Origin of the sequence: Pseudooceanicola sp. LIPI14-2-Ac024, from assembly GCF_042188925.1 — a bacterium.
Taxonomy (GTDB): domain Bacteria; phylum Pseudomonadota; class Alphaproteobacteria; order Rhodobacterales; family Rhodobacteraceae; genus Pseudooceanicola.
In genome coordinates, this window is record NZ_CP170102.1 from 3,411,385 (window position 1) to 3,431,412 (window position 20,028).

At 68.8% G+C, this 20,028-nt stretch carries 19 protein-coding genes; 5 read left to right on the forward strand and 14 right to left on the reverse strand.

Annotated elements, in window-relative coordinates; all coding sequences use genetic code 11:
- The first annotated feature begins 9 nt into the window (after positions 1-9).
- The 5 genes from ACE2AC_RS16660 (at position 10) to ACE2AC_RS16680 (ending at position 4,740) form a co-directional block, all read left to right on the forward strand.
- Positions 10-948: an acetamidase/formamidase family protein gene (locus tag ACE2AC_RS16660; protein WP_375688544.1), complete on the forward strand. Its 939-nt coding sequence runs from the start codon at positions 10-12 to the stop codon at positions 946-948.
- 132 nt (positions 949-1,080) lie between these two features.
- Positions 1,081-1,725: a TetR/AcrR family transcriptional regulator gene (locus ACE2AC_RS16665; RefSeq protein ID WP_375688545.1), complete on the forward strand. Its 645-nt coding sequence runs from the start codon at positions 1,081-1,083 to the stop codon at positions 1,723-1,725.
- The gene (locus ACE2AC_RS16670; RefSeq protein WP_375688546.1) at positions 1,722-2,672 is read left to right on the forward strand and encodes an HlyD family secretion protein; all 951 of its coding nucleotides are present in this window, start codon (positions 1,722-1,724) and stop codon (positions 2,670-2,672) included. The genes ACE2AC_RS16665 and ACE2AC_RS16670 overlap by 4 nt, the downstream gene beginning before the upstream one ends.
- A complete protein-coding gene (locus ACE2AC_RS16675) occupies positions 2,669-3,607 on the forward strand; it encodes an ABC transporter ATP-binding protein (protein ID WP_375688547.1) in 939 nt (312 codons plus the stop codon). Before ACE2AC_RS16670 ends, ACE2AC_RS16675 begins: the two co-directional genes overlap by 4 nt.
- Positions 3,604-4,740: an ABC transporter permease gene (locus ACE2AC_RS16680; protein WP_375688548.1), complete on the forward strand. Its 1,137-nt coding sequence runs from the start codon at positions 3,604-3,606 to the stop codon at positions 4,738-4,740. Before ACE2AC_RS16675 ends, ACE2AC_RS16680 begins: the two co-directional genes overlap by 4 nt.
- Here the strand turns inward: ACE2AC_RS16680 and ACE2AC_RS16685 are convergent.
- From ACE2AC_RS16685 to ACE2AC_RS16750, 14 genes are all read right to left on the reverse strand, one after another.
- Positions 4,737-5,495, reverse strand: a complete 759-nt coding sequence (locus ACE2AC_RS16685) for a hypothetical protein (protein WP_375688549.1) — start codon at positions 5,493-5,495, stop codon at positions 4,737-4,739. The genes ACE2AC_RS16680 and ACE2AC_RS16685 overlap by 4 nt on opposite strands.
- Positions 5,492-5,779, reverse strand: coding sequence for a hypothetical protein (locus tag ACE2AC_RS16690; RefSeq protein ID WP_375688550.1), 288 nt, complete (start codon positions 5,777-5,779; stop codon positions 5,492-5,494). The genes ACE2AC_RS16685 and ACE2AC_RS16690 overlap by 4 nt, the downstream gene beginning before the upstream one ends.
- Positions 5,780-5,897: 118 nt before the next feature.
- Complete coding sequence (locus ACE2AC_RS16695; protein WP_375688551.1) at positions 5,898-7,163, reverse strand: dynamin family protein; 1,266 nt, start codon at positions 7,161-7,163, stop codon at positions 5,898-5,900.
- Between the two features lie 12 nt (positions 7,164-7,175).
- Entirely contained in the window at positions 7,176-9,221 is a 2,046-nt protein-coding gene (locus ACE2AC_RS16700; RefSeq protein WP_375688552.1) for a dynamin family protein, read from the reverse strand.
- 5 nt (positions 9,222-9,226) lie between these two features.
- Positions 9,227-10,588, reverse strand: a complete 1,362-nt coding sequence (locus ACE2AC_RS16705) for a hypothetical protein (protein WP_375688553.1) — start codon at positions 10,586-10,588, stop codon at positions 9,227-9,229.
- The gene (locus tag ACE2AC_RS16710) at positions 10,585-11,490 is read right to left on the reverse strand and encodes a PP2C family protein-serine/threonine phosphatase (RefSeq protein ID WP_375688554.1); all 906 of its coding nucleotides are present in this window, start codon (positions 11,488-11,490) and stop codon (positions 10,585-10,587) included. Before ACE2AC_RS16710 ends, ACE2AC_RS16705 begins: the two co-directional genes overlap by 4 nt.
- Positions 11,483-12,565, reverse strand: a complete 1,083-nt coding sequence (locus ACE2AC_RS16715; protein WP_375688555.1) for an FHA domain-containing protein — start codon at positions 12,563-12,565, stop codon at positions 11,483-11,485. Before ACE2AC_RS16715 ends, ACE2AC_RS16710 begins: the two co-directional genes overlap by 8 nt.
- The gene (locus tag ACE2AC_RS16720; RefSeq protein WP_375688556.1) at positions 12,562-14,094 is read right to left on the reverse strand and encodes a serine/threonine protein kinase; all 1,533 of its coding nucleotides are present in this window, start codon (positions 14,092-14,094) and stop codon (positions 12,562-12,564) included. Before ACE2AC_RS16720 ends, ACE2AC_RS16715 begins: the two co-directional genes overlap by 4 nt.
- A gap of 231 nt (positions 14,095-14,325) precedes the next feature.
- Positions 14,326-15,570 carry an arginine deiminase gene (locus ACE2AC_RS16725; RefSeq protein ID WP_375688557.1) on the reverse strand — a complete coding sequence of 415 codons (1,245 nt, stop codon included), beginning with the start codon at positions 15,568-15,570 and terminating at the stop codon, positions 14,326-14,328.
- Between the two features lie 17 nt (positions 15,571-15,587).
- On the reverse strand, positions 15,588-17,015 hold the full coding sequence (locus ACE2AC_RS16730; RefSeq protein WP_375688558.1) for a basic amino acid/polyamine antiporter: 1,428 nt from the start codon (positions 17,013-17,015) through the stop codon (positions 15,588-15,590).
- A gap of 200 nt (positions 17,016-17,215) precedes the next feature.
- Positions 17,216-17,809 carry an SCO family protein gene (locus ACE2AC_RS16735; protein ID WP_375688559.1) on the reverse strand — a complete coding sequence of 198 codons (594 nt, stop codon included), beginning with the start codon at positions 17,807-17,809 and terminating at the stop codon, positions 17,216-17,218.
- A 91-nt stretch (positions 17,810-17,900) separates the two neighbouring features.
- Positions 17,901-18,875 (reverse strand): DUF1775 domain-containing protein, encoded by a 975-nt coding sequence (locus tag ACE2AC_RS16740; RefSeq protein ID WP_375688560.1) that lies wholly within the window; start codon positions 18,873-18,875, stop codon positions 17,901-17,903.
- A 90-nt stretch (positions 18,876-18,965) separates the two neighbouring features.
- Positions 18,966-19,298 (reverse strand): hypothetical protein, encoded by a 333-nt coding sequence (locus ACE2AC_RS16745; protein WP_375688561.1) that lies wholly within the window; start codon positions 19,296-19,298, stop codon positions 18,966-18,968.
- A gap of 82 nt (positions 19,299-19,380) precedes the next feature.
- Complete coding sequence (locus tag ACE2AC_RS16750; RefSeq protein WP_375688562.1) at positions 19,381-19,968, reverse strand: YdeI family protein; 588 nt, start codon at positions 19,966-19,968, stop codon at positions 19,381-19,383.
- Positions 19,969-20,028: the final 60 nt, after the last annotated feature.

Consider the following 20,028-nt stretch of genomic DNA (forward strand, 5'->3'; position numbering starts at 1 on the left):
GAGGCCCGCATGACCCGTGACCACCGCCTGGACGCCCGCCCCGAGACCATTCACTGGGGCGCGCTCGACGCCGCCCTGCCGCCGGTGCTGCGCGTCGCCTCGGGCGACACGGTCGAGCTGAACAGCTGGGCCGCCGCCGACCGGGACGTGCTGCCGCCGGACCTGTCGCGCGTTCAGCCCGCCAACCTCGACGCGATCGACCGCTGCAAGCGGCTCAGCCCCGGCCACATGCTGACCGGGCCGGTGCACGTGGCGGGGGCGGAGCCCGGCGACGTCCTGCAGATCGACATCCTCTCGGTCGATCCGATCGACACTTGGGGCTACACCGCGGTCAAGCCGCTGCGGGGCACCTTGCCCGAGGAATTCGACAGCCCCGCGATCATCCACCCCGAGATCGACATCGAACGCCGCACCGCCCGCCTGCCCTGGGGGACAGAGGTCGCGCTCGCCCCGTTCTTCGGCGTGATGGCAGTCGCGCCGCCGCCGCATTGGGGGCGGCTCAGCACGATCCAGCCGCGCAAGTTCGGTGGCAACATGGACAACAAGGAACTTCAGGCCGGGTCCACGCTCTACCTGCCGGTTTTTGTCACGGGGGCGCTTTTCTCGGCCGGGGACGGGCATGGGGTGCAGGGCGATGGCGAGGTCTGCATCACCGCCCTCGAAACCGGGCTGCGGGGCCGCTTCCGCCTGACCGTGCGCAAGGACCTGGGCTATGCCTATCCGTTCGCGGAAACCGGGACCCACCTGATCAGCATCGGCATGAACGAGGATCTGGACGAAGCCGCCCGCATCGCGGTGCGCGAAATGATCGATCATATTTGCCGCCGGACGGCACTGACCCGCGAACAGGCCTACATGCTCTGTTCGCTGCAGGGCGACCTGCGGGTGACCCAGACCGTGGACGGCGAAAAGGGGTGCCACATGATGATGGCGAAATCCGTTCTCTGAGCACGGGTGCTGGCAGGCGGTCCCGGGGACGGGGCCGCCGTGCCGCGACACGATCGACCTGGGTAAGGCGCGTTAACAGTCTGTTCCGCGGTCGCTCTTGCTAGTAACTGACCAGTCAGTTATTTAAATGGCATGAACAAGACCGACTCGAAATCCCCCAAGTTCCGCCGCCGGGCCGAAGCGCGCCCGGACGAGGTGCTGGATGCGGCCCTCGCCCTCTTCACCGAGCAGGGCTATGCCAGGACGACCGTGGACCAGGTGGCCCGCCGCGCCGGGTTCTCCAAGGGGACGGTCTATCTCTACTTCTCCTCCAAGGAGGCGATCCTCGAAGGTCTCGTCCGCCGCGCGGTGGAGCCGATCGCCGAGGCGTCGTTCGACCGGATGGCGGATTACCGCGGTGACCCGCGCCCGCTGCTGGCAACCTTCGTGCAGACGGTCGCGCAGACCCTGTCTTCGGGCGACTATCGCACCGTCCCGCTGATCATCCTGCGCGAGGCGCCGGCCGCCCCGGGCATCGCCGCGCTTTTCCGCAACGCGGTGCTCGACCGGGCCCTGCCGGCGATGATCGGGTTGCTCGAACAGGGCGTCGCGGGCGGACACATTCGGGCCGTGGACCCTGAGCTGACCGCCCGCAGCGTGATCGGGCCGGTGATGGTGCACCTCCTCCTGTCCGAGGTGTTCGACATCCGGCCCGATGGCGGCATGGAGATGGAGCGGCTGGTCGAAAACCACCTGTCGATCCTCTTTGCCGGGCTTGAGCCGGAGGGCACGACATGAGCGGTTTCTTCGACTGGCTGGCGGCCACGTTCGCCGCGATCATCCCGGGCCTCGGCGGCCCCGAGGCGCCCGGCTTCAACGGCTATGTCGAGGCGGATTACGTCTACATGGCCGCCGCCGCCGCCGGACGGATCACCGAGATGCGCTTTGCCGAGGGCAGCAGCGTGGCGGCAGGGGACGTCCTCTTCCGCATCGACGATGCCCACCAGGTCGCCGCCGTCCGTGCCGCCGAGGCCGAGGTCGCGGTGGCGCAGGCGAACCTCGAAAACCTGTCCACGGGGAGCCGGGAGGAAGAGATCAACGTGATCCGCGCCTCGGTCGCGCAGGCCCGGGCCGATCAGCGGCTGGCGCAATCGACCCTCGCCCGGTCGGAACAGCTCAAGGCCACGGGCGCGGTGTCGCAGGCCAAGGTCGACCAGGACCGCACCGCCTATGCCAGCGCGACGGCCCGGGTCGCTCAGCTCGAGGCCGAGCTGCAGGTGGCCGAGCTGCCCGCCCGCGACGCGCAGCGGATTGCGGCAGAAGCCAGCCACCAGGCCGCGCTCGCCCAGCTCGACGACGCGCGCACCGCGCTTGCGGACCGCGAGGTCGAGACGCCGGTCGCGGGTGTGGTGGACAAGCTCTTCTTTCTCGAGGGCGAGGTGGCGGGCGCGGGATCGCCGGTCGTGTCGGTCCTGCCGCGCGACACGCTCAAGGCGCTCTTCTTCGTGTCCGAACCGGACCGTGCCGGGATCGCCATCGGGCAGGTCTTCGATGTCGCCTGCAACGGCTGCCCGGACGGCGTGACGGCGACGATCACCCGCCTTGCCGACACGCCGCAGTTCACCCCGCCGATCATCTACAGCCGCGAGGAAAGTGCCCGGCTGGTGTTCCGGGCCGAGGCCCGGCTGGACGAGGCCGGTGGCCTGCTGCCCGGTCAACCCGTCCGCCTGACGCCCCGGCCATGACCGACGCGCCCGCCATATCGGTCAAGGACCTGACCAAGGTCTTCGGCGGCCGCACCGTGGTCGATCACTTCGACATGGATGTACCCAAGGGCGCGATCTACGGCTTCCTCGGCCCCAACGGGTCCGGCAAGACGACGACGATCCGGATGATGTGCGGGCTGCTGACCCCCGACGACGGCAGCGGCCAGTGCCTGGGCTACGACATCCTCACCCAGCAGGAGCAGATCAAGGAGAGGGTGGGCTACATGACCCAGAAGTTCTCTCTCTACGAGGACCTGACGATCCGCGAGAACCTCGACTTCATCGCCCGCATGTTCCGGGTGAAGGACCGCAAGGCGCGGGTGCAGGGCGCGCTGGAGGACCTGGGCCTTGCCGACCGGGCCGAGCAACTGGCCGGCACGCTGTCGGGCGGGTGGAAGCAGCGGCTGGCGCTCGCCGCCTGCATGATCCACGACCCGCAGCTCCTTCTGCTGGACGAACCGACCGCCGGGGTCGACCCAAAGGCGCGGCGCGATTTCTGGGACGAGATCCGCAAGTTGTCGGCCCAGGGCGTCACTGTGCTGGTGTCTACCCACTACATGGACGAGGCGATCCAGTGCGATTTCATCGCCTACATCGCCTATGGCAAGAAGCTGATCTCGGGCGTGGCGCGCGAGATCCCTCAGATGATCGGGCTCCACACCTACCGGGTGACGGGGCCGGACCTGTCGACGCTCGAGGCCGAATTGCGCAAGGAGGAAGGCGTCGCGCAGGTCGCCCGCTTCGGCGCGGTGCTGCACGTGTCGGGCACCGATGGGGCTGCACTGGATGCGCTGGCCGAGAAACACGGCGCCGACGGGCGATACCGATGGGACAGGAAGGAGGCCGAGCTGGAAGAGGCCTTCATCTACCTCATGGCGGGGGCGGCGGACAATTTCAGCGGGGCAGCGGCATGATGGCGCGGTTTTCGCCGGGACGGTTCATGGCGGTGCTGTCCAAGGAATTTGTCCAGATGCGGCGCGACCGGATCACCTTTGTCATGATGATCGGCGTGCCGATCATGCAGCTGCTGATCTTCGGCTACGCCATCAACTCGGACCCGCGCAACCTGCCGACGCTGGTCGAGATGGTGGATGACGGGCCGATCACGCGGTCGATCGTTTCGGCGATGGAGACCTCGACCTACTTCGACTTTCAGGGGGTCGTGACCAGCGCCGAGGAAAGCGACCGCGCCCTGCGGGACGGCACCGCGAACTTCGTCTTCGTGATCCCCGCCAATTTCGAACGCGACGTGCTGCGGGGCCTCGCGCCCGAGGTGCTGCTCGAGGCCGACGCGTCCGACCCCACGGCCGTCGGCGGGGCGGCCAATGCGATGTCGGGCATCATCTCGACCGCGATGGCGCAGGTGATGTCCGGCCCGCTGGCCGCCGCCGCCTCGGAACCTGCCGCCTTCGACGTGGTCGTGCACCGCGCCTACAACCCCGAGGGCGACACCTCGGTCAACATCGTGCCCGGCCTGCTCGGCATCATCCTGTCGCTGACCATGGTGATGATCACCGCCGTCGCCATCGTGCGGGAACGCGAACGCGGCACGATGGAAACGTTGATCGCCACCCCGGTCCGCCCGTCCGAGGTGATGATGGGCAAGATCGCGCCCTACGTGCTGGTCGGCTATGTCCAGACGGTGATCTTCCTGCTGGCGGCGCGAGCGCTCTTCGACATTCCCTTCGCGGGGTCGGTCTGGGCGTTCTTCGTGGGCTTCAACCTCTTCATCGTGGTGAACCTCGCCCTCGGCTTCCTGATCTCGACCGTGGCACGGAGCCAGATGCAGGCGATGCAGATCTCGTTCTTCACGCTGCTGCCCACGGTGCTGCTGTCGGGGTTCATGTTCCCCTTCGCCGCCATGCCCGGCTGGGCACAGGCCATCGGCAGCGCGATCCCGGCGACGCATTTCCTGCGGATCGTCCGAAAGGTGATGCTGAAGGGGGCCGGGCTCGGCGACATCCTGCATGACCTTGCCGCGATCTGCCTGATCCTGCTGGTTATCACCGTGGTCGCGCTCAGGCGCTACCGGCAGACGCTCGACTAGGCGGTCAGCGCGGCGTGGGTGCGAGCCAGCGCCGGGCCCGAGCCGCTTCGGACAAGGGCGGCGGCGGTGGCGCCGTCGTGGGTGATCAACACGAAATCGGCGTCATCGGGCCGGCGCCCGGCCAGCACCAACAGCCCGCGCTGGCCCAGCATGTCCTTGCGCCGCCGGTCCGCGCCGAAGAACGTCGCGGCCCGCTGCGCCAGCCCGCGCAGATCCTCGGCCGTGCCGGTGATCGGTGTCGCGGGCCCGGGGGCCAGCCGCAGGGCGCAGACAACGGTGTCGCCGCCGCCGGACAGCACCTCTTCGACCAGGGCCAGCGGGGCGGGTGCCGCAGCGTCCTCCGCCAGGCCCATGATCTCGGACAGGCGTGCGGCCGACAGGCCCGGCTGGTCCTGGGCCACGCCGTTTGCGCGGGTCCGCACCGTCATTTCGCGCGCATCGCGGAAGGCGTCGTGCAGCAACGCGGAGAGGCGTTCGACCTCGTCCGGTCCCGCGGTGTTGAGCGTCACTTCGACCCCTGCGCCGGTGGCCACCCGGACGAGCTGCCGGTTGGTCGCGTCGCAGTCGAGCTGCGCGCCGGTGTCGAATGTCAGCGTGATCGTGCGGGCCAGCATCGTGCCGGCGACCTGCCGGGTCAGCAGGGCGATCCCCTCTGCCGGGCCGTCGAGCGTCAGGCGCAGCTCGCCCGCGACGCCCGCGGCCGCGGCGCGGGTCAGGACGGTGCGGGTGTCGGGCAGGCCTGGGCCCGGGGTCATGCCATCTCCTCCGCCGCATCCGGGCTCAGCACGCGCCGGCTCTCCTCGGTCACGCCGTCGAGCGGTGCGCCGGGGGCGAAAAGGCTGCAGAGCACCTCGCTCGTGCCGCCCGGTGCGCGGACGAAGACATGCGTGCCGGTCGGCCGCGCCAGGATTGCCCGGCCCGCCCCGTCGCCGAGGACCAGCGCCGCGGTCCCGCCTAGCGCGTCGATCTCTTCCTGCGGCAGCTTCACCGCGCCGTCCCAGGCCAGCACCGTGCCCGCCTCGATATCGACCAGTGCCACGACCTCGCAGCCGGGGAACCGGGCGCGGAAGGCCGACAGCTGCCGTGCCGCCGCGCTGGCGCCGGCATGTTCGGGCAGGCCGCCGCCCCAGGCGGTGACGGGGCGACCGGGAAGGGTGTCACTGGAAGAGATTTCGGATCTCCGGGAAGTCGTCGAGGTTGAAGTCGGCGCTGACCCCGCCGGATTTCGACCGGGTCGCCGGGTCCAGTTCGTAGGGCGTGTCGTCCTCGTCGCCGTCCGCGGCAAAGAGCGAGGCGTCTTCGTCCTCCGCTTCCTCGTCGGACTGCACCTCCTCGGGATCGCCCTTCACCGCGGCGAGGCGGGCGAGCAGGTCAGCCTCGTCATCCTGCGCGGGGGTGGCGCGTGGCGCCTCGGCGGCGTGAACGACCTCGGGTTCACCGGCCTCTTCTGCCGCGGCGCTGTCGAATTCCTCGTCGAACCGCTCGTCACCGTCGTCGGCACCGTCCTCGTCGAACGCCTCGTCAGCGTCATCGTCGAACTGCGCTGCGGTGTCGTCTTCCAGCTCGATGCCGTACTCCGCGAAGGGGTCTTCCTCGTCCACCGGTCCGAAGCCGTCGAAATCGTCGTCGTCGTCCGTCGCCGCATCGGCAAAGGCGAATTCCTCGTCCTCGGCGTCATCGCGCACCACGGCCGCGGGCGCCACGGGCTTGGCCGCCCCCTCGTCCATCTCTTCGACCAGGGCGATGAGGGCATCGACAAAGGCCTCGGTCCCGGAATGGCGCAGCAGGTCGTCATCGTCGCGGGCGGCAAACGCCTCGGTCAGCGAAATCGGATAGACGCCGCGAAAGAACTCCCCGGCTTCGCGCCGGACCCGGCTGACCACGCGGGCGCGGTCGCGTTCGGTCACCAGCTTGTCCATCCGGGTGACCAGCAGCAGGCTCTTGTCCCACAGCTCGGGCGGCATCTGCTCCCAGATCGCCGCCTCGCTCTGCCGCCAGGCCTGGGTGGCGGAGGTGCACCAGACGACCCCCTCGGCCTGCGCCAGGATCCCCTCCCAGGCGTCGTGCACCATATTGGGGTCCGAGGTGCCCGGCATGTCGATCAGGTCGCAGAAATCCAGCACCTCGGCTTCGAGGAACACGCGGATCGCCATGGTGTTGGCCAGCGACACCGCTCCCAGCCCGTCGAGGGTGATCGGGAACTCCTTGCCGTTGCGCTGCACCACCGAGGCGCGCGGCGTGCCCTTGGCATACCAGATCGGCGGCATCTGCGTCGCCGTCACCTTGACCGGAGAGACATCGCGTTCGAGCAGCAGGTTGGCCAGCGTGCTCTTGCCCGCGCTGAATTCCCCCATCAGGGCGATCCGCGGCTTGCGCGGCTCGGCCACCTTCATGCGCGACGTGTCACGCGCGACCCCTTGCATGGCGTTCAACTCCTACGATCTGGCGAACCGCAAGCGCCGTGCGCGGCGGGGGCGGTCCGTCTTGGGTTCCTGGTCCTGAGCCGCCTCGTCCCCGGGCTGCGGGGCGTGCGGTGTCTGCACCATCTCGGCGATGATCGCCCGCTGGCCTTCGAGAAAGCCGCACAGCGTCTCGCGCATGGCCTGTTCCAGCGCATCGGCATTGTCGGCCTTCAGAGCGTCGGCGATCGGCTTGGTCTCTTCGAAGATCAGCTTCGAGAAGCTGTCGACATAGGCGTCGTAGCCGCGGTACCGGCGCCAGAACCGCGACCACCAGCCGCCGCTCATGTCGAGCGCGATGGTCTGGCCCAGCACCACGGGCGGCGCGGCCTCGGGCAGGGGGGGTGGCTGCAGCGCAAAATCCTGGTCCTGCACCTCGAAGCCCATCCGGTAGAGGTCGCTGATCCGCGCGGCGGAGGTGGTCAGCGCCTCGTCCCCGATCTTGTGCGCCGACTTGACGAAGACGGCATAGCTCGACCGCAGCAGCAGGCGCAGGCCCGTCGGGTCATAGGTCCAGACCTCGTTCTCGCCGTAGATGTCGAGATGCTTGATCAGCGCCGTGGTCGCGCGGCTGAGGAAGCGCTGCCGCGCACTTTCCACCCGTTCCTGGAAATTCTGCTGGAGCGCGGCAAAGCGGGCGTCGAACGCGTGCAGCGCCTCGGTCGCGATGGCGTCGTACTGCGACAGGATCGTCTCGGCCGAGGCCAGCGCGGCCGCGCCCTGCGGCAGGTCGCGCACCGCGCGGGCCACCGTCTGGCTTTGCTGCAGGTTGCGCGCGCCGCGTTCGAGCCGCGCCTCCAGCACCGCGCCTTCTTCCTTGGTGACACGCTCCGCGATGGCCTGGCCCAGGGCTGGCACGCCCGAGAGATGCCAGATCATCTCTTCGGTCGATTCTCGCGGGGTGTCGTCCTCCATGCAGGCCTCGGCCCAGTTCAGCAGGGCCTGCGCGCTGTCGGGGGCCAGCGTCTCGAAGCTGCCGGCAAGCGCGCTGCCGGCCCAGAGACCGCTGCCGAACAGGATCTCGGCATCCGCCGGGCCGTCGTGCTTCTTGAGCGTTTCGACGATGCTGGCATGGATCTCGGGCACCTCGCGGCCGGGGTCGGCCAGTTCGTCGATCCGGTTGACAAAGATGATGACGTCACGGGATTTCACGTTGGAAATCAGCCGGATGAGCGCCAGGTCGACCGAGGTCAGCGCCTGTTGCGCCGACAGGACCAGCACGCAGATCCGGCTGCCGCGCAGGGCCCGGATGGTGATCTGTTCGCGCACCATGAAGGTGTCGTTGACCCCGGGCGTGTCACGGATGCACAGACCCACTGGCAGCTCCGGCCGCGCGACCCAGAGGTCGGCCGACTTGGTGATGTCGGCAAAGCGCCCCTGGTTCTGCGGCCCGTCGCCGTCATCCCAGAAATCGTCGCCCAGGCAGACGTAACGCTCGATCAGTTCCTCGTCGAAACTGTCGTAGTCGTGCGACTGCCCCAGCAGCATCTCGAACCGGCGGCCCAGGCGCGCGCGGGATTTCTCGCGCATTTCCTCGAGCTGGCGGCGCACCTTGGCGACCTCTTCGTCGGCCCCGGCGCGGCTGGCCAGTTCGCCAACCCGCCCGCCACGCTTCAGCAGGTGGTTCCAGCCGTCCTCGCTGAAGAACTGGAACGAGGCGCGGCCGGCCCCGCGGCCGTGGCGCGGCACCAGGTGCAGCGAAGTCACGACCGAGGTCCAGGGGTTCACGTCCGCGGGCAGCAGGTCGGGCCAGCCGCACATCGCGTTGATCAGGGTCGTCTTGCCGGCCTTGACCTGGCCGATCATCGTCACGCTCGGCTCGAACTCGCGGATCATCCGGCGCAGGCGCCGCGCCTCCGCCAGGATGGCGCGGTCGGGCGACTTGGCATGGCGCGCCAGCGTCGCGTCGACCTCGGCCAGGCGTTCGGCCAGCGGCTCCAGCCCGTCGAACGCCGTGGCGATCAACCGGTTCTCGTTCACGGGCCGGCTGGTCCGGCTGGTGGGGGTCGCATCCTCGTACATCACATTCACCTCGACTGGCGGGGCCGCGCCTGCGCGCTGCCCGGCCGTTGCGTCCCGTTCCTATCCCGCCAGAGCCACTTCGACCTCGCGCCGGACCTGGAGGAGGAGCGTCGCCGCTTCCCCGGCCTGGTCGGCGCCGCCCTCGACACGCAGCAGCAGCGACATTTCCTGCGCGGCCAGAACCGCGTCGTAGAGATCGGGCCAGCTCTCGCCCAGGATGTCCTCGTCCTCGAAGAGGTCGAGAAGCGCCTGCAGCGTGGCCTCGATCGCGCCCAGCACCTCGGCGGCGGCGTCCTCGGCCACCGGGCCCGCGGGCAGCTGGCCGGCCAGCGCGTCGGCGCCCTGCCGGATGATCTGGAACCCGCGGGACAGGGCCGCGTGGGCCTCGGCCGTGACGTCCCGGGCCGGAGGCACGGGGGCCGTGACGGCAGCGGGCGCCTCGGGCTCGGGCAGTGCGGGTGCGGGGGCTCTTCGGGCGCCACTTCGGGCTCAACGGCGGGCGCAGGCGCAACCTCGGCCGTGCGGGGGGGCACCGGCGCGATCGGTTGGACCGGCTCGGTCAGCGGACGCGAGCGCACCCGGCTGCGCTGTTCGAACCGGTGCAGCAGGATGGTCGCGGCATCCAGGTCCTCGGACCGGCCGTCGTCGATCACCTGGCGGACATGGGCCAGCAGCGCGTCGAGCCCGGCGGCCGGGCGCACCGCGGTCATATGGGATTCCCGCACCAGCCGCAGCGGCGTGATCCGGAAGACCCGGTCAAAGCCCGCGGCCCATTCGGCCCTGTCGTGCGCGCCCTCGGCGTGGTCGCGCGACAGCACCAGCATGGCGTGGTTCTTGAGGCCTTCGGGCGCGCGCGCCCAGATCGCCTGTTCCGCCGCAGACCAGTTGCGCGAGCACCAGAGCGCGATGTCGCAGCGCGCGGCGGCCCATGTCAGCGCGGGCCCGAGTTCGTCCGGCGCGGCGCCGGCGGCCAGCATCAGCACGCTGCGGCCCTTGAGCGCGGCGACCGGCAGGATCACGCGGATGAAGATCGGATCGTCGTCCAGCACCGCGGCGTCGAGCCGCCCGGCCCGGGTGACAACGGTGCCGTCGGCGCGGGTCACCTGCATCTGCGGGCTGGCCCCATGCGCGATCTCGAGCGTCGGAAGGATCAGCCCCTCGGGGATCACCACCTCACCGGCCAGCGCATTCATCAGCAACGACTTGCCCGCGCCGGGAAATCCGAAAAGTCCCAGCCGCACCGGGCGCTGCAACCGCTCGATCAGCAGCGCACACCGCTTGGCGGCGCCCGCCGGAATGCCGGGAAGCGCGGCGGCCGTTTCAAGCCGCGACAGCATTTCGCCGGTATCCGGGCGGGCCGAGATCATGGCTGGCAGTTCCCGTCCGAGGTGGCGAAGAGGCTGCGCACCGGTGACAGGAACCAGCGGCGCAGGCCGACCCGGGTCCGACCGGCGCGCGGCGCGGGCGCGGCGGCGCGGGCTTCGGCCACTGCCGGCAGCATCTTGATCACGACCAGAGAGATGTTGTCCTGGTGCGGCTCGTCCGCCGCGGTCACGGCGGCCATCAGCGCGTTGGCCAGGCCGCGGCTGTCGAGCTTGCGGCGCTTGGCGATGACGCGCTGGATCTCGGCATCGTCCAGCACCTGCAGCCCGTCGCTCGCCATCACGATGATGTCGCCGGGTTCCAGCGGCAGCGCCTCGTCCGGGCAGTCGATCTTGTCGATCGCCTCTCCGGTGATGGCCGAGGTCAGGCAATGGCGTTGCGGATGGTTGCGAGCGGCCTTGGCGTCCATCAGGCCCTTGGCCACCAGCAGGTCGATCTGCGGTGCCATTGAGTGGTCTTCGTTCAGCTGCCGCAGCGCGCCGTCGCGGAACAGGTATAGCGGCGAGTCCCCGACCGAAATCCAGCGCAGAGCGTTGTCGATCACCATCGTGGTGATTAGCGTGCCGCCCATGCCGTCCGGGTCGGGCTGGCTTTCGGCGTGGTCCTTCAACCGGCTGTTGGCCACGTCGAGCGCGCCGCGCAGGATGTCGGACGACGCGCCGCGCACGTGATCGGCATCGGCGCAGGAAAACAGGAGCTCGCTGAACATCTCGGACACGATCAGCTTGCTGGCGACATCGCCGGCACCGTGCCCGCCCATGCCGTCGGACAGCACGGCAAAGCCGATCCCCTCGCCCTGCGAGAACTCGGCGACGACAGCGTCCTCCTGCCGGTCGCGGCGTCCGACGGCAAGCGCCGTGGCGGTGTCGGTGCCCAGCCTACTCAACGTCGGCACCCGCCGCCGGATCGCCAAGGTCGTCGGTCCAGCTGAAATCGGGGCCACAGAAGGAAACGAAGCGCAGGGTCGTCTTGCCGATGCGGATCAGGTCGCCGTCCTGCAGTTCCTCGGTGCTGAGCAGCGGCCGGCCGTTCAGGCGCACGATGTTCGACTTGCCGCCATGGCCGACATAGACGGTGTTGTCCTCTTCGTCATAGGCGATCGAGGCGTGGTTGTTGCGCGAAATGCTTTCGTCGCCGTGGTCGAGGCTGATCGTCTGGTCGGCGGACCGGCCGATGGTCGACAGACCGCCGGTGAGCGTGAACGACGCGCCGCGGCCGGGGCCGTCGACGACCACGACCCAGCCGACCGGGAAATCGGTGCTGGCGGCCGGGGCCGGGGTGGCGGGCGCGGCAAAGACATCCTTGGCGACGTCGCCCGCGTGGAAACCTAGCAGGCGGGTCTTGACCCGGCCATTGCCCTCCGGGGCGGCGGGCGCGGGTTGCGCCGCGCGCGGGGACGGGCGTTCGATCAGCCGGGTGGTCGGCCGTGCCGCAGGGGCGGCAGGTTCTGCGGCGATGGGGGCGGGTGCGACCTCGGGCTCCGGTTCGGCGGCGCGTTCTTCCGGGACGTCCCAGATGTGTGGGCGCGACTGGCGCAGCGGCGGCAGCGGGTCCTCGGCCCCGTGCACGTCGGCGGGCGGTTCGTCGCCCAGCTCCAGCGCGGCCTCCGCCGCGTCGAAATCGCGGTCGAGGTCATCGTCGTAGAGGTCGTCCTCGACGAACCCGTCCTCGTCGAACGTGTCCTGCTCCGCCGCGTCGAGCGCTTCGGCTGCCTCCCCGGGTGTGCCTGCCGGACCCCAGTCCGGATCGGGCAGACGCCAGGGCTTGGCGTCGCGGCCCATCTTGCAGGCAAAGAGGTCGGGGTCGAACTGGTCGGAGTCCTCGTGCACGAAGCGCGTTATCGGCGCCGTGCGTTCGGGCGAAGCGGCGTCGGGCGTGGGCATCGCGTCGTCGGTGGTTTCCTCCGCGCCGCCGGACAGCGGCGGGCGTCGGCGGGCGATGATGTCTTTCATGCGGATCATTGCGTGGCCTCCATGGGGTCCGTGGCGACAAGGGGCGTTTCGGGCTGCGACGTGGCGGCGGCGAGGGTGAGAGAGCCGATCGTGAACGCGCCCCAGAGGATCACCGCGACCGAGATGCGGCGTTTCAGGCGGAGCGTGCGCATCTGGCGTTCGGCGATGACCGGGTCGACCGGGATGTCGTCGTCATCCTCGTCCTGGACCAGGTTCTGAGGTGCGGCTGCGGCGACGTCCGGCTGATCGGGGTCGCAAGGCGCTTCGACCAGCACGACCTCGTCGCGCGCCACGGGGGTCGCGGGCGCTTCGGCCTCGGCCGTGTCCTTTTCCTCGTCCTCGTCGAACACCTTGTACTTCACCCCGTACTCGACCTCGGGGTCGGCGATGGTGCCGTCGGGGTGTTCGTTCAGGATCGACCAGTATTCGCGTTCGGCGGCCAGTTTCTTCTCGCGCTCCACAGGGTCGTCCCTGAGGCGCGAGGACACCCGCCGGGTCGGCTGCGGCGCGGGCCGGGGCGAGGTGTCGGCCCGGCTTTCCTCGATCAGCTTGCTGATCTTGTATTCGATGTCCCGGTCTTCCTGCGCGCGGTCGAGCAGTGATTTCTGCCGCCGCGACTCGTCGATCATGTCGAGCCAGGCCTCCGCGCTGGTCAGCCGGTCGCGGCTGAAGACGCTGAGGCACTTGTCCACCGCGCTGAGGAAGTGGCGGTCGTAGTTCCGGATCCGCCCGACCAGCGGGATGTAGGGATCGTTGCGATCCTCGGCGACCGCCGACAGGCGCAGCGTGCTGTTCGGCGGCGGCGCGCCGGTGATCATGTGGTGGATCGTGGCGGCAAGGGCGTAGAGGTCGCTCGGCACCTCCTGTGTGCCGTCCGCCATGTAGAATTCCTGCGGCGAATAGCCGTCCTTCACCGTCTGCACACGCGACAGGATGCGACTGGTGCGCGCCGCGTTCTCGCGCGCGGCGCCGAAGTCGATCAGCACCGGGCTCCCGTCGCTGCCCAAGAGGACGTTGTCGGGCGAGATGTCGCGGTGTAGGATCCCGTTGGTGTGCACGTAGGACAGCGCGTGCAGCAGCAGGAAGACGATGCGCTTCACCTCGAACGGGCCAAGCTGCTTGGGCGATTCCTCGATCACCCGCAGCAGGTCGCGCCCCTCGACAAAGTCGAGCGCCATGTAGGCGGTGCCGTTGTCCTTGAAGATCTGGTGCACGCCGACGATGTTCGGATGCGCCAGCTGCGCCAGCGCCCGGGCCTCACGCTCGAACAGTTCGACCACCCGTTCGAAGTCGACCAGGTAGGAGGGCGAGCGCAGGCTGACCTGTCGGTCCGCGCGGCGGCACATCGCGCCGGGGAAACATTCCTTGATGACGACCTTGCGGCCCAGGCTGTCGAGCGCGAGGTAGGTGATGCCGAAGCCGCCCGAGTTCAGGTACTGGACGATCTTGTACTGCCCGAAGCACAGGGTCGTGCCCGGCCGAAGTTCGTCGCCGACGACTTCCGCTGACTCGGTCGTATGCTGGGCCGTATCGGTCAATCCGTGGCTACCCTTCAAGATTCCGCAAAGACTCGTGCTAGGCAGGCGAGCATACGGTCAGATGAAGGGCGGATCGTGGCGGAGACGGGGCAAGGACCGGCCAAAAATGCGGAATTAACCTAGGCTACACGCAGGGTTTCCCGCCGGTTTCATGAGGAAAGCCGCTATTCTTGGTGAATCCGTGCAGGCGACGTCGGCGGTATTCCGCCAACGTGCGCCGGCCGGCCTCGGTCAGTAGTCGACGGGGTCGCGGATGATCGGACAGGTCATGCAATGTCCGCCGCCCCGGCCGCGGCCCAGTTCGGCCCCGGCGATGGTGATCACCTCGATCCCCTGCTTGCGCAGAAGGGTGTTGGTGTAAGTGTTGCGGTCGTAGGCATAGACCACGCCCGGCGCCGCGCAGACGAGGTTGGCGCCCGAATCCCACTGGGTGCGCTCGCGCATGTAGGCGCTGCCGCCGGTCTCGACCACGCGCATTGACTTGAGGTTCAGCGCCTCCTGCACCGCCTTGACCCAGCCGCCGTCATGCGCCCGCACGTCAAAGCCGCCGTTCTTGCCGCGGCGGACACTGAAGGGCGTGATCGTGTTGACGATATCGGGATAGATCAGCACGCAGTCGCGGTCGGCAAAGGTGAAGATCGTGTCGAGGTGCATCGCCGCGCGCAGGCTGGGCATCCCGGCGACGAGGATGTGGTCGACCACGTCCTGGTCGAAGAGCGACCGCGCCAGAAGCGCGATCCCCTGCCGCGAGGTGCGTTCCGACAGGCCGATCAGCATGGTGCGGTTGCCCGCGGGCATCACGTCGCCGCCCTCGACCGTGGCCAGGCCATGTTCCTCCTCCGGATTGCCCCACCAGATATTCACCTTGCCGGCGAAGTCGGGGTGGAAGCGGTAGATCGCGGTGGTCAGCAGCGTCTCGTCCTTGCGGGCGGGCCAGTAGAGCGGGTTGACCGTGCAGCCGCCGTAGACCCAGCAGGTCGTGTCGCGGGTGTAGAGCGTGTTGGGCAGCGGTGAGATCAGGTACTGCGTGATCCCGAGCGACTGCTTGATCAACTCGATCAGCGCGTTGGAATGGGTGTCGGGCAGTTCCTCGATCGACAGCCCGCCGATCAGGATCTCGGCCAGTTCGCGGTGCGGCAGCCCTTCGAGGTAGCTGCGCACCTCGTCCATTAGTCCCAGCCCGACCTCGTTCTCGGTCACCCGGTTGTCGAGGATCCATTGCTTGCCCTCGGGCACCGCCAGGGTCTGGGCCAAGAGGTCGTGCATCTCGACCACCTCGATACCCCGGTCCCGCATCTTCTGCTGGAAGTCGAGGTGATCGCGCTTTGCCGCCTCGACCCACATCACGTCGTCGAAGAGCAGCGCGTCGCAGTTCGACGGTGTCAGCCGCTGGTGCGCGCGGCCCGGTGCGCAGACCATCACCTTGCGCAGCTGGCCGACCTCGGAATGCACGCCGAATTCCGGTTGGGATGCCATGACGAAATCCTTTCTGACTATGGGGTGATCCGGCCGGTCAGCAGCCCGGCCAGACCGATCGCCGCGCCGACGATGACGACGCCGAAGATCACCAGCTCGCGCTGGTTGAAGAATGTCAGCTGCTGTTCGCGCCGCGCCCAGAAATAGAGGAGCGTGCCGGGCGCGAAGAGGACCATCACCAGCAGGACGTATTTCAGACCCGCGGCGACGAACATGAACAGGGTGTAGACGACAGCGATCCAGGCAAAGCTCATGTCACGCTTCCGCTCGCCCGGCGCCTCGGCATAGCCCTGGCCGCTGCGGGCGAGGATCACGCCGTAGCCCGCCACAAGCAGGTAGGGCAGCAGCGAGGTCACGCTGGTCATGTCGAGCATGAAGTTGAACGCGTCGTTCGACCAGTAGGTCGAGATCAGGAACAGCGAAACCAGCGTGTTCGTGACCCAGAGCGCGACCGAGGGCACCTTTTGCGCGTTCTCGCGGGCAAAGATTTTCGGCATGTCGCGGGACCGTGCGGCGGCGAATGCCACCTCGGCGCAGATCAGCGACCAGGCGAGGAATGCCCCCAGGACCGAGATCAGCACCCCGACCGAGACGAAGGCCTTGCCCCAGGGCCCCACCACCGCCTCGAGCGCGCCGGCCAGCGACGGCTGGCTCAGCCCCGCGATCTGCGCCTGCGGCATCACGGCATAGGGCAGGAGCGTCACGGCCACCATCAGGCCGGTCACCCCGACAAAGCCCAGGATCGTCGCGGTCCCGACGTCGGCGCGGGTCTTGGCATAGCGGGAATAGACGCTCGCGCCCTCGATCCCGATGAAGACGAAGACGGTGATCAGCATCGTGTCGCGCACCTGCGCCACCAGCGACTTCGCCGGCATGTCGACACCGCCAAAGAAGTTCTCGGAGAACTGCTGGTAGTTGAAGGCAAAGAGCATGAAGAGCAGCGCGACGATGATCGGAACGATCTTGGCGATGGTCACGACGACGTTGACAAAGGCCGCCTCCTGCACGCCGCGCAGGATCATGAAGTGGAAGGCCCAGATGCCCGCCAGCGACACCAGGATCGCGATCAGCGTGTTGCCGCCCGCGAAGGCTGGAAAGAAGTTGCCCAGCGTGGTGCCGATCAGCACCCAGTAGAAGCAGTTGCCGAGGATGCTGCCCAGCCAGTAGCCAAAGGCCGAAAGGAACCCCATGTAGTCGCCGAAGCCCGCCTTGGCATAGGCAAAGACGCCGTTGTCGATGTCTGGGCGCCGTTCCGCCAGCGCCTGGAAGACCCGGGCCAGCATGTACATGCCGGTGCCCGCGATGCACCAGGCGATGATCGCGCCGAATGGTCCGGTGGCCGCGCCGAAGCGCCCGGGCAGGTTGAAGATGCCCGCGCCGACCATCGAGCCGACCACCATGCTGGTCAGCGCGAAGAGTGAGATTTTACGGGTATGCTCCGCCATGCCAGGCCTCCCCTCCTGTCCGGTTCGAACAACCGGGCGTGTGGCCGACATCCCGTAGCTATCGCATGGCGAGAAGATGTGACCTAAGGGAATCTTAGCAGCGGTTTCCAGGTCCGACCAGCCCCTACGGCGGCGAATGGGGCAGTCTTTTCACATGGATGGCCCGTGGCCGCACCTGGCGCGGCCACAGTCGGGCGGTCTCAGCTGGCCTGCTGCAGCCGCCGGATCTTGGCGATCACGCGGTCATAGTCCTCCTGGTAGCCGATCGGCTCGAAGAAGGCGCCGTTCTCGTCAAAGAGCAGGACGTTGGCGGAATGGTCCATCGTGTAGTCGCCGCCCTCGAGCTCGACCTTGCGGGCGTAGATGCGGAAGGCGCGCAGGGCCTTCTCGACCTCCTCGGGCGATCCGGTCACGCCGGTCACCCCCGGTGCCCAGGACACGTAGTCGCGCAGCAGGGCGGCGGTGTCGCGTTCCGGGTCGACGGTGACGAAGTAGACGCGCAACTGGTTGTCGGGCCCCAGTTCTTCCTGCCAGGTCGCGATGTCGCCGAGCGTGGTCGGGCAGACCTCGGGGCAATGGGTGAAGCCGAAGAAGACCGCTGTCGGCTCTCCTTCGAGCGACGCCTCGGTGAAGGTGCCGCCGTCGGTGGTCTGCAGGACGTATTCGCCCGGCCCGATGGTGTCGACGAGGCTCTGTTCAAAGGTCGGCCCGACGAAGCGGACGATGATGAACCAGATCAGGGCGAGAAGGGCGACAGCCCAGAGAACGCCGATGGCGATGTGCTTGCGGGACATGGAAGCCTCCGTTCAGTGGGATGGCGGCACGGGGCGCCGCCGTCTTCAGGTCTGGACCGCGGCGCGACCGGTCGCGCCGCGGCAGGGGGTGTCAGTGCTTGTGGGCGCCGTGGTCCATGTGGCCGTCATGACCCTTGGCGTTCGGCGCGCCGATGGCCAGCGGCACCTCGATCTCGCCCGCCTTCTCGAAGGTCAGGGTGACGGGCACGGTTTCGCCTTCGACCAGCGGTTGCCCGAGCTGCATCATCATCAGGTGGAAGCCGCCCGGTTTCAACGTGACGGTTTCGCCCGCCGGGATCGGCAGGCCGTCCGCCAGTTCGCGCATCTTCATCACGTCGCCTTCCATCGCCATCTCGTGGATCTCCACGCGGCCCGCGGCCGGAGAGCTTGCGGCGATCAGGCGGTCATCCTCGGCGCCGTTGTTGGTGATGGCCATGAAGCCGCCACCGACCGGGGCGTTCGGCAGGGTCGCGCGGGAAAACGCCTCGGCTATCGTCAGGTCGCCGAGGGTCAGCGCGGCGCTGTCCATCGCGCCGTGGCCGCCGTGTCCATGTCCGCCGTGCGCGTCGCCCGCGACCACGGTGACCTTGGGCGACGGGTTCGGCACGTCGTGCGACCCGCTGGTATCGGTCCAGTCGGCAGTGCCGTTGTCGCAGGTCTGCACCGCGGGGAAGAACATCACCGTGCCCGGTTCGATGTCGGCGCCAAAGCTGCCACGGACCGTGAACTCGTCGTACCAGCCGTCTTCCAGGTGGCCGCCCGACCAGGTGACCGCGCGCACGCCCTCGGTCATCTCGGTCCCGTGGTTGTCGTAGGGCGTGGCATAGCTGCCGGTCTCGGTGCTGAGCTCCCAACCGGCCTTGGGCATCGGCTTGGCCGCGTAGAAGCCGTCGGGCAGGGCCAGGCGCACCGTGTGGGTCGCCTCACCCTCGCAGCCGTGCGGCACGCGCAGGGTGATCTTGGCGGTGGCGCCGGCCTTGGCCTCGCGCTGCTCCAGCGTGGCATGGGCAAACGCCGCGGCGGCGAGAACGGCCAGGGTCGAGGCGGTGAGAAGGGTCTTGAACATAGGTAACTCCGTGGATCGCGCGCGCGGACGCACCGCTGCCAGCGCTGGTCTTGTCCGGCGTGACCGGGGCCACGCCACTGATCGAAGGGATCAGGCCCGCGCCGGAGGCGCGCGGGGCGAATGGTTGAGGTTGCGGGCCTGCGCGCTGCGCGTCAGGTCGGCCAGCCGCCGCCAGCCGTCGAAGGGCTGCAGGTGCACCGCCAGCGGATCGATCGCCATGTCCGGCGGATCCGCCACCACCCGGCAGAGCGGGCAGCGGTGGTCATGTTCCTGATCGCCGCAGAAGTCGTCGTAGCCCGATCCGAAGGCCAGCATCGACTGCGCCTTCATCGCGTCACCACGGTCCGGCGCCAACATCGTGGCCGACGCAAAGCCGACCAGCGCGATCAGGATCGCGGCGAACGTGGTCAGGACAGGACGCATCCGGCGGGTCATGCGCTGCCTTTAGCGCCTCGGCGTGGGCGAGGGAAGCGCCAGTTGCCTGATGCGTCGCGGGGCCGCGGCGTCAGCGGTCATGCATCCCCTTGCCCTCGAGGATACGGGGCGCGTGTTTCTCGATCCGCGCCGCGCGGGTCGCGGACTGCTTGGCCTGCGAGAAGTGGAGCAGGTAGCCGCGCCGCCGGCCGGGCGTCAGGCCCTCGAATGCCTCCATTAGGTCCGGGTCGGCTTCGAGCCGGTCGACCAATTCCTCGGGGTAGGCGAGGTCGTCCTTTGGGAAATCAACCTTGCGGCCGGCCTTCTCGTTCGCCACCGCCTCCTGCACCAGCGCCCTGATCGCCGCGGCGCGCTCCTTGATCTCTGTCGCATCCGAAAACCGCCAGTAGCGCATCGACCGCGAATGCTCCCCAGGCGCGACAAGGACGCCCTCGGGGTCGGCCAGCAGCGCCCCCTTGAAGAGCGCGAGCGCCGCGCCGTCCTTCATCCGCCAGACCGTCGCGACATTGCCGCCATGTGCCGTGTAGGTCGGGGCACGCCACTTGAAGGTCTCGTCCACCTCGCAGTCCCGCAGCACCGCGCGCAGCGCCGACAGCTCTGCCGTCCAGTCGCCGTCTGCGTCGTAGAACGCCGCGACCTTCGCCTCTGCATCCGTCATCCACACCTCCCTGGCCGCCCCGCGCCGGAGTGTCGCGCAGGCCGCGGGGCATGTCCATGT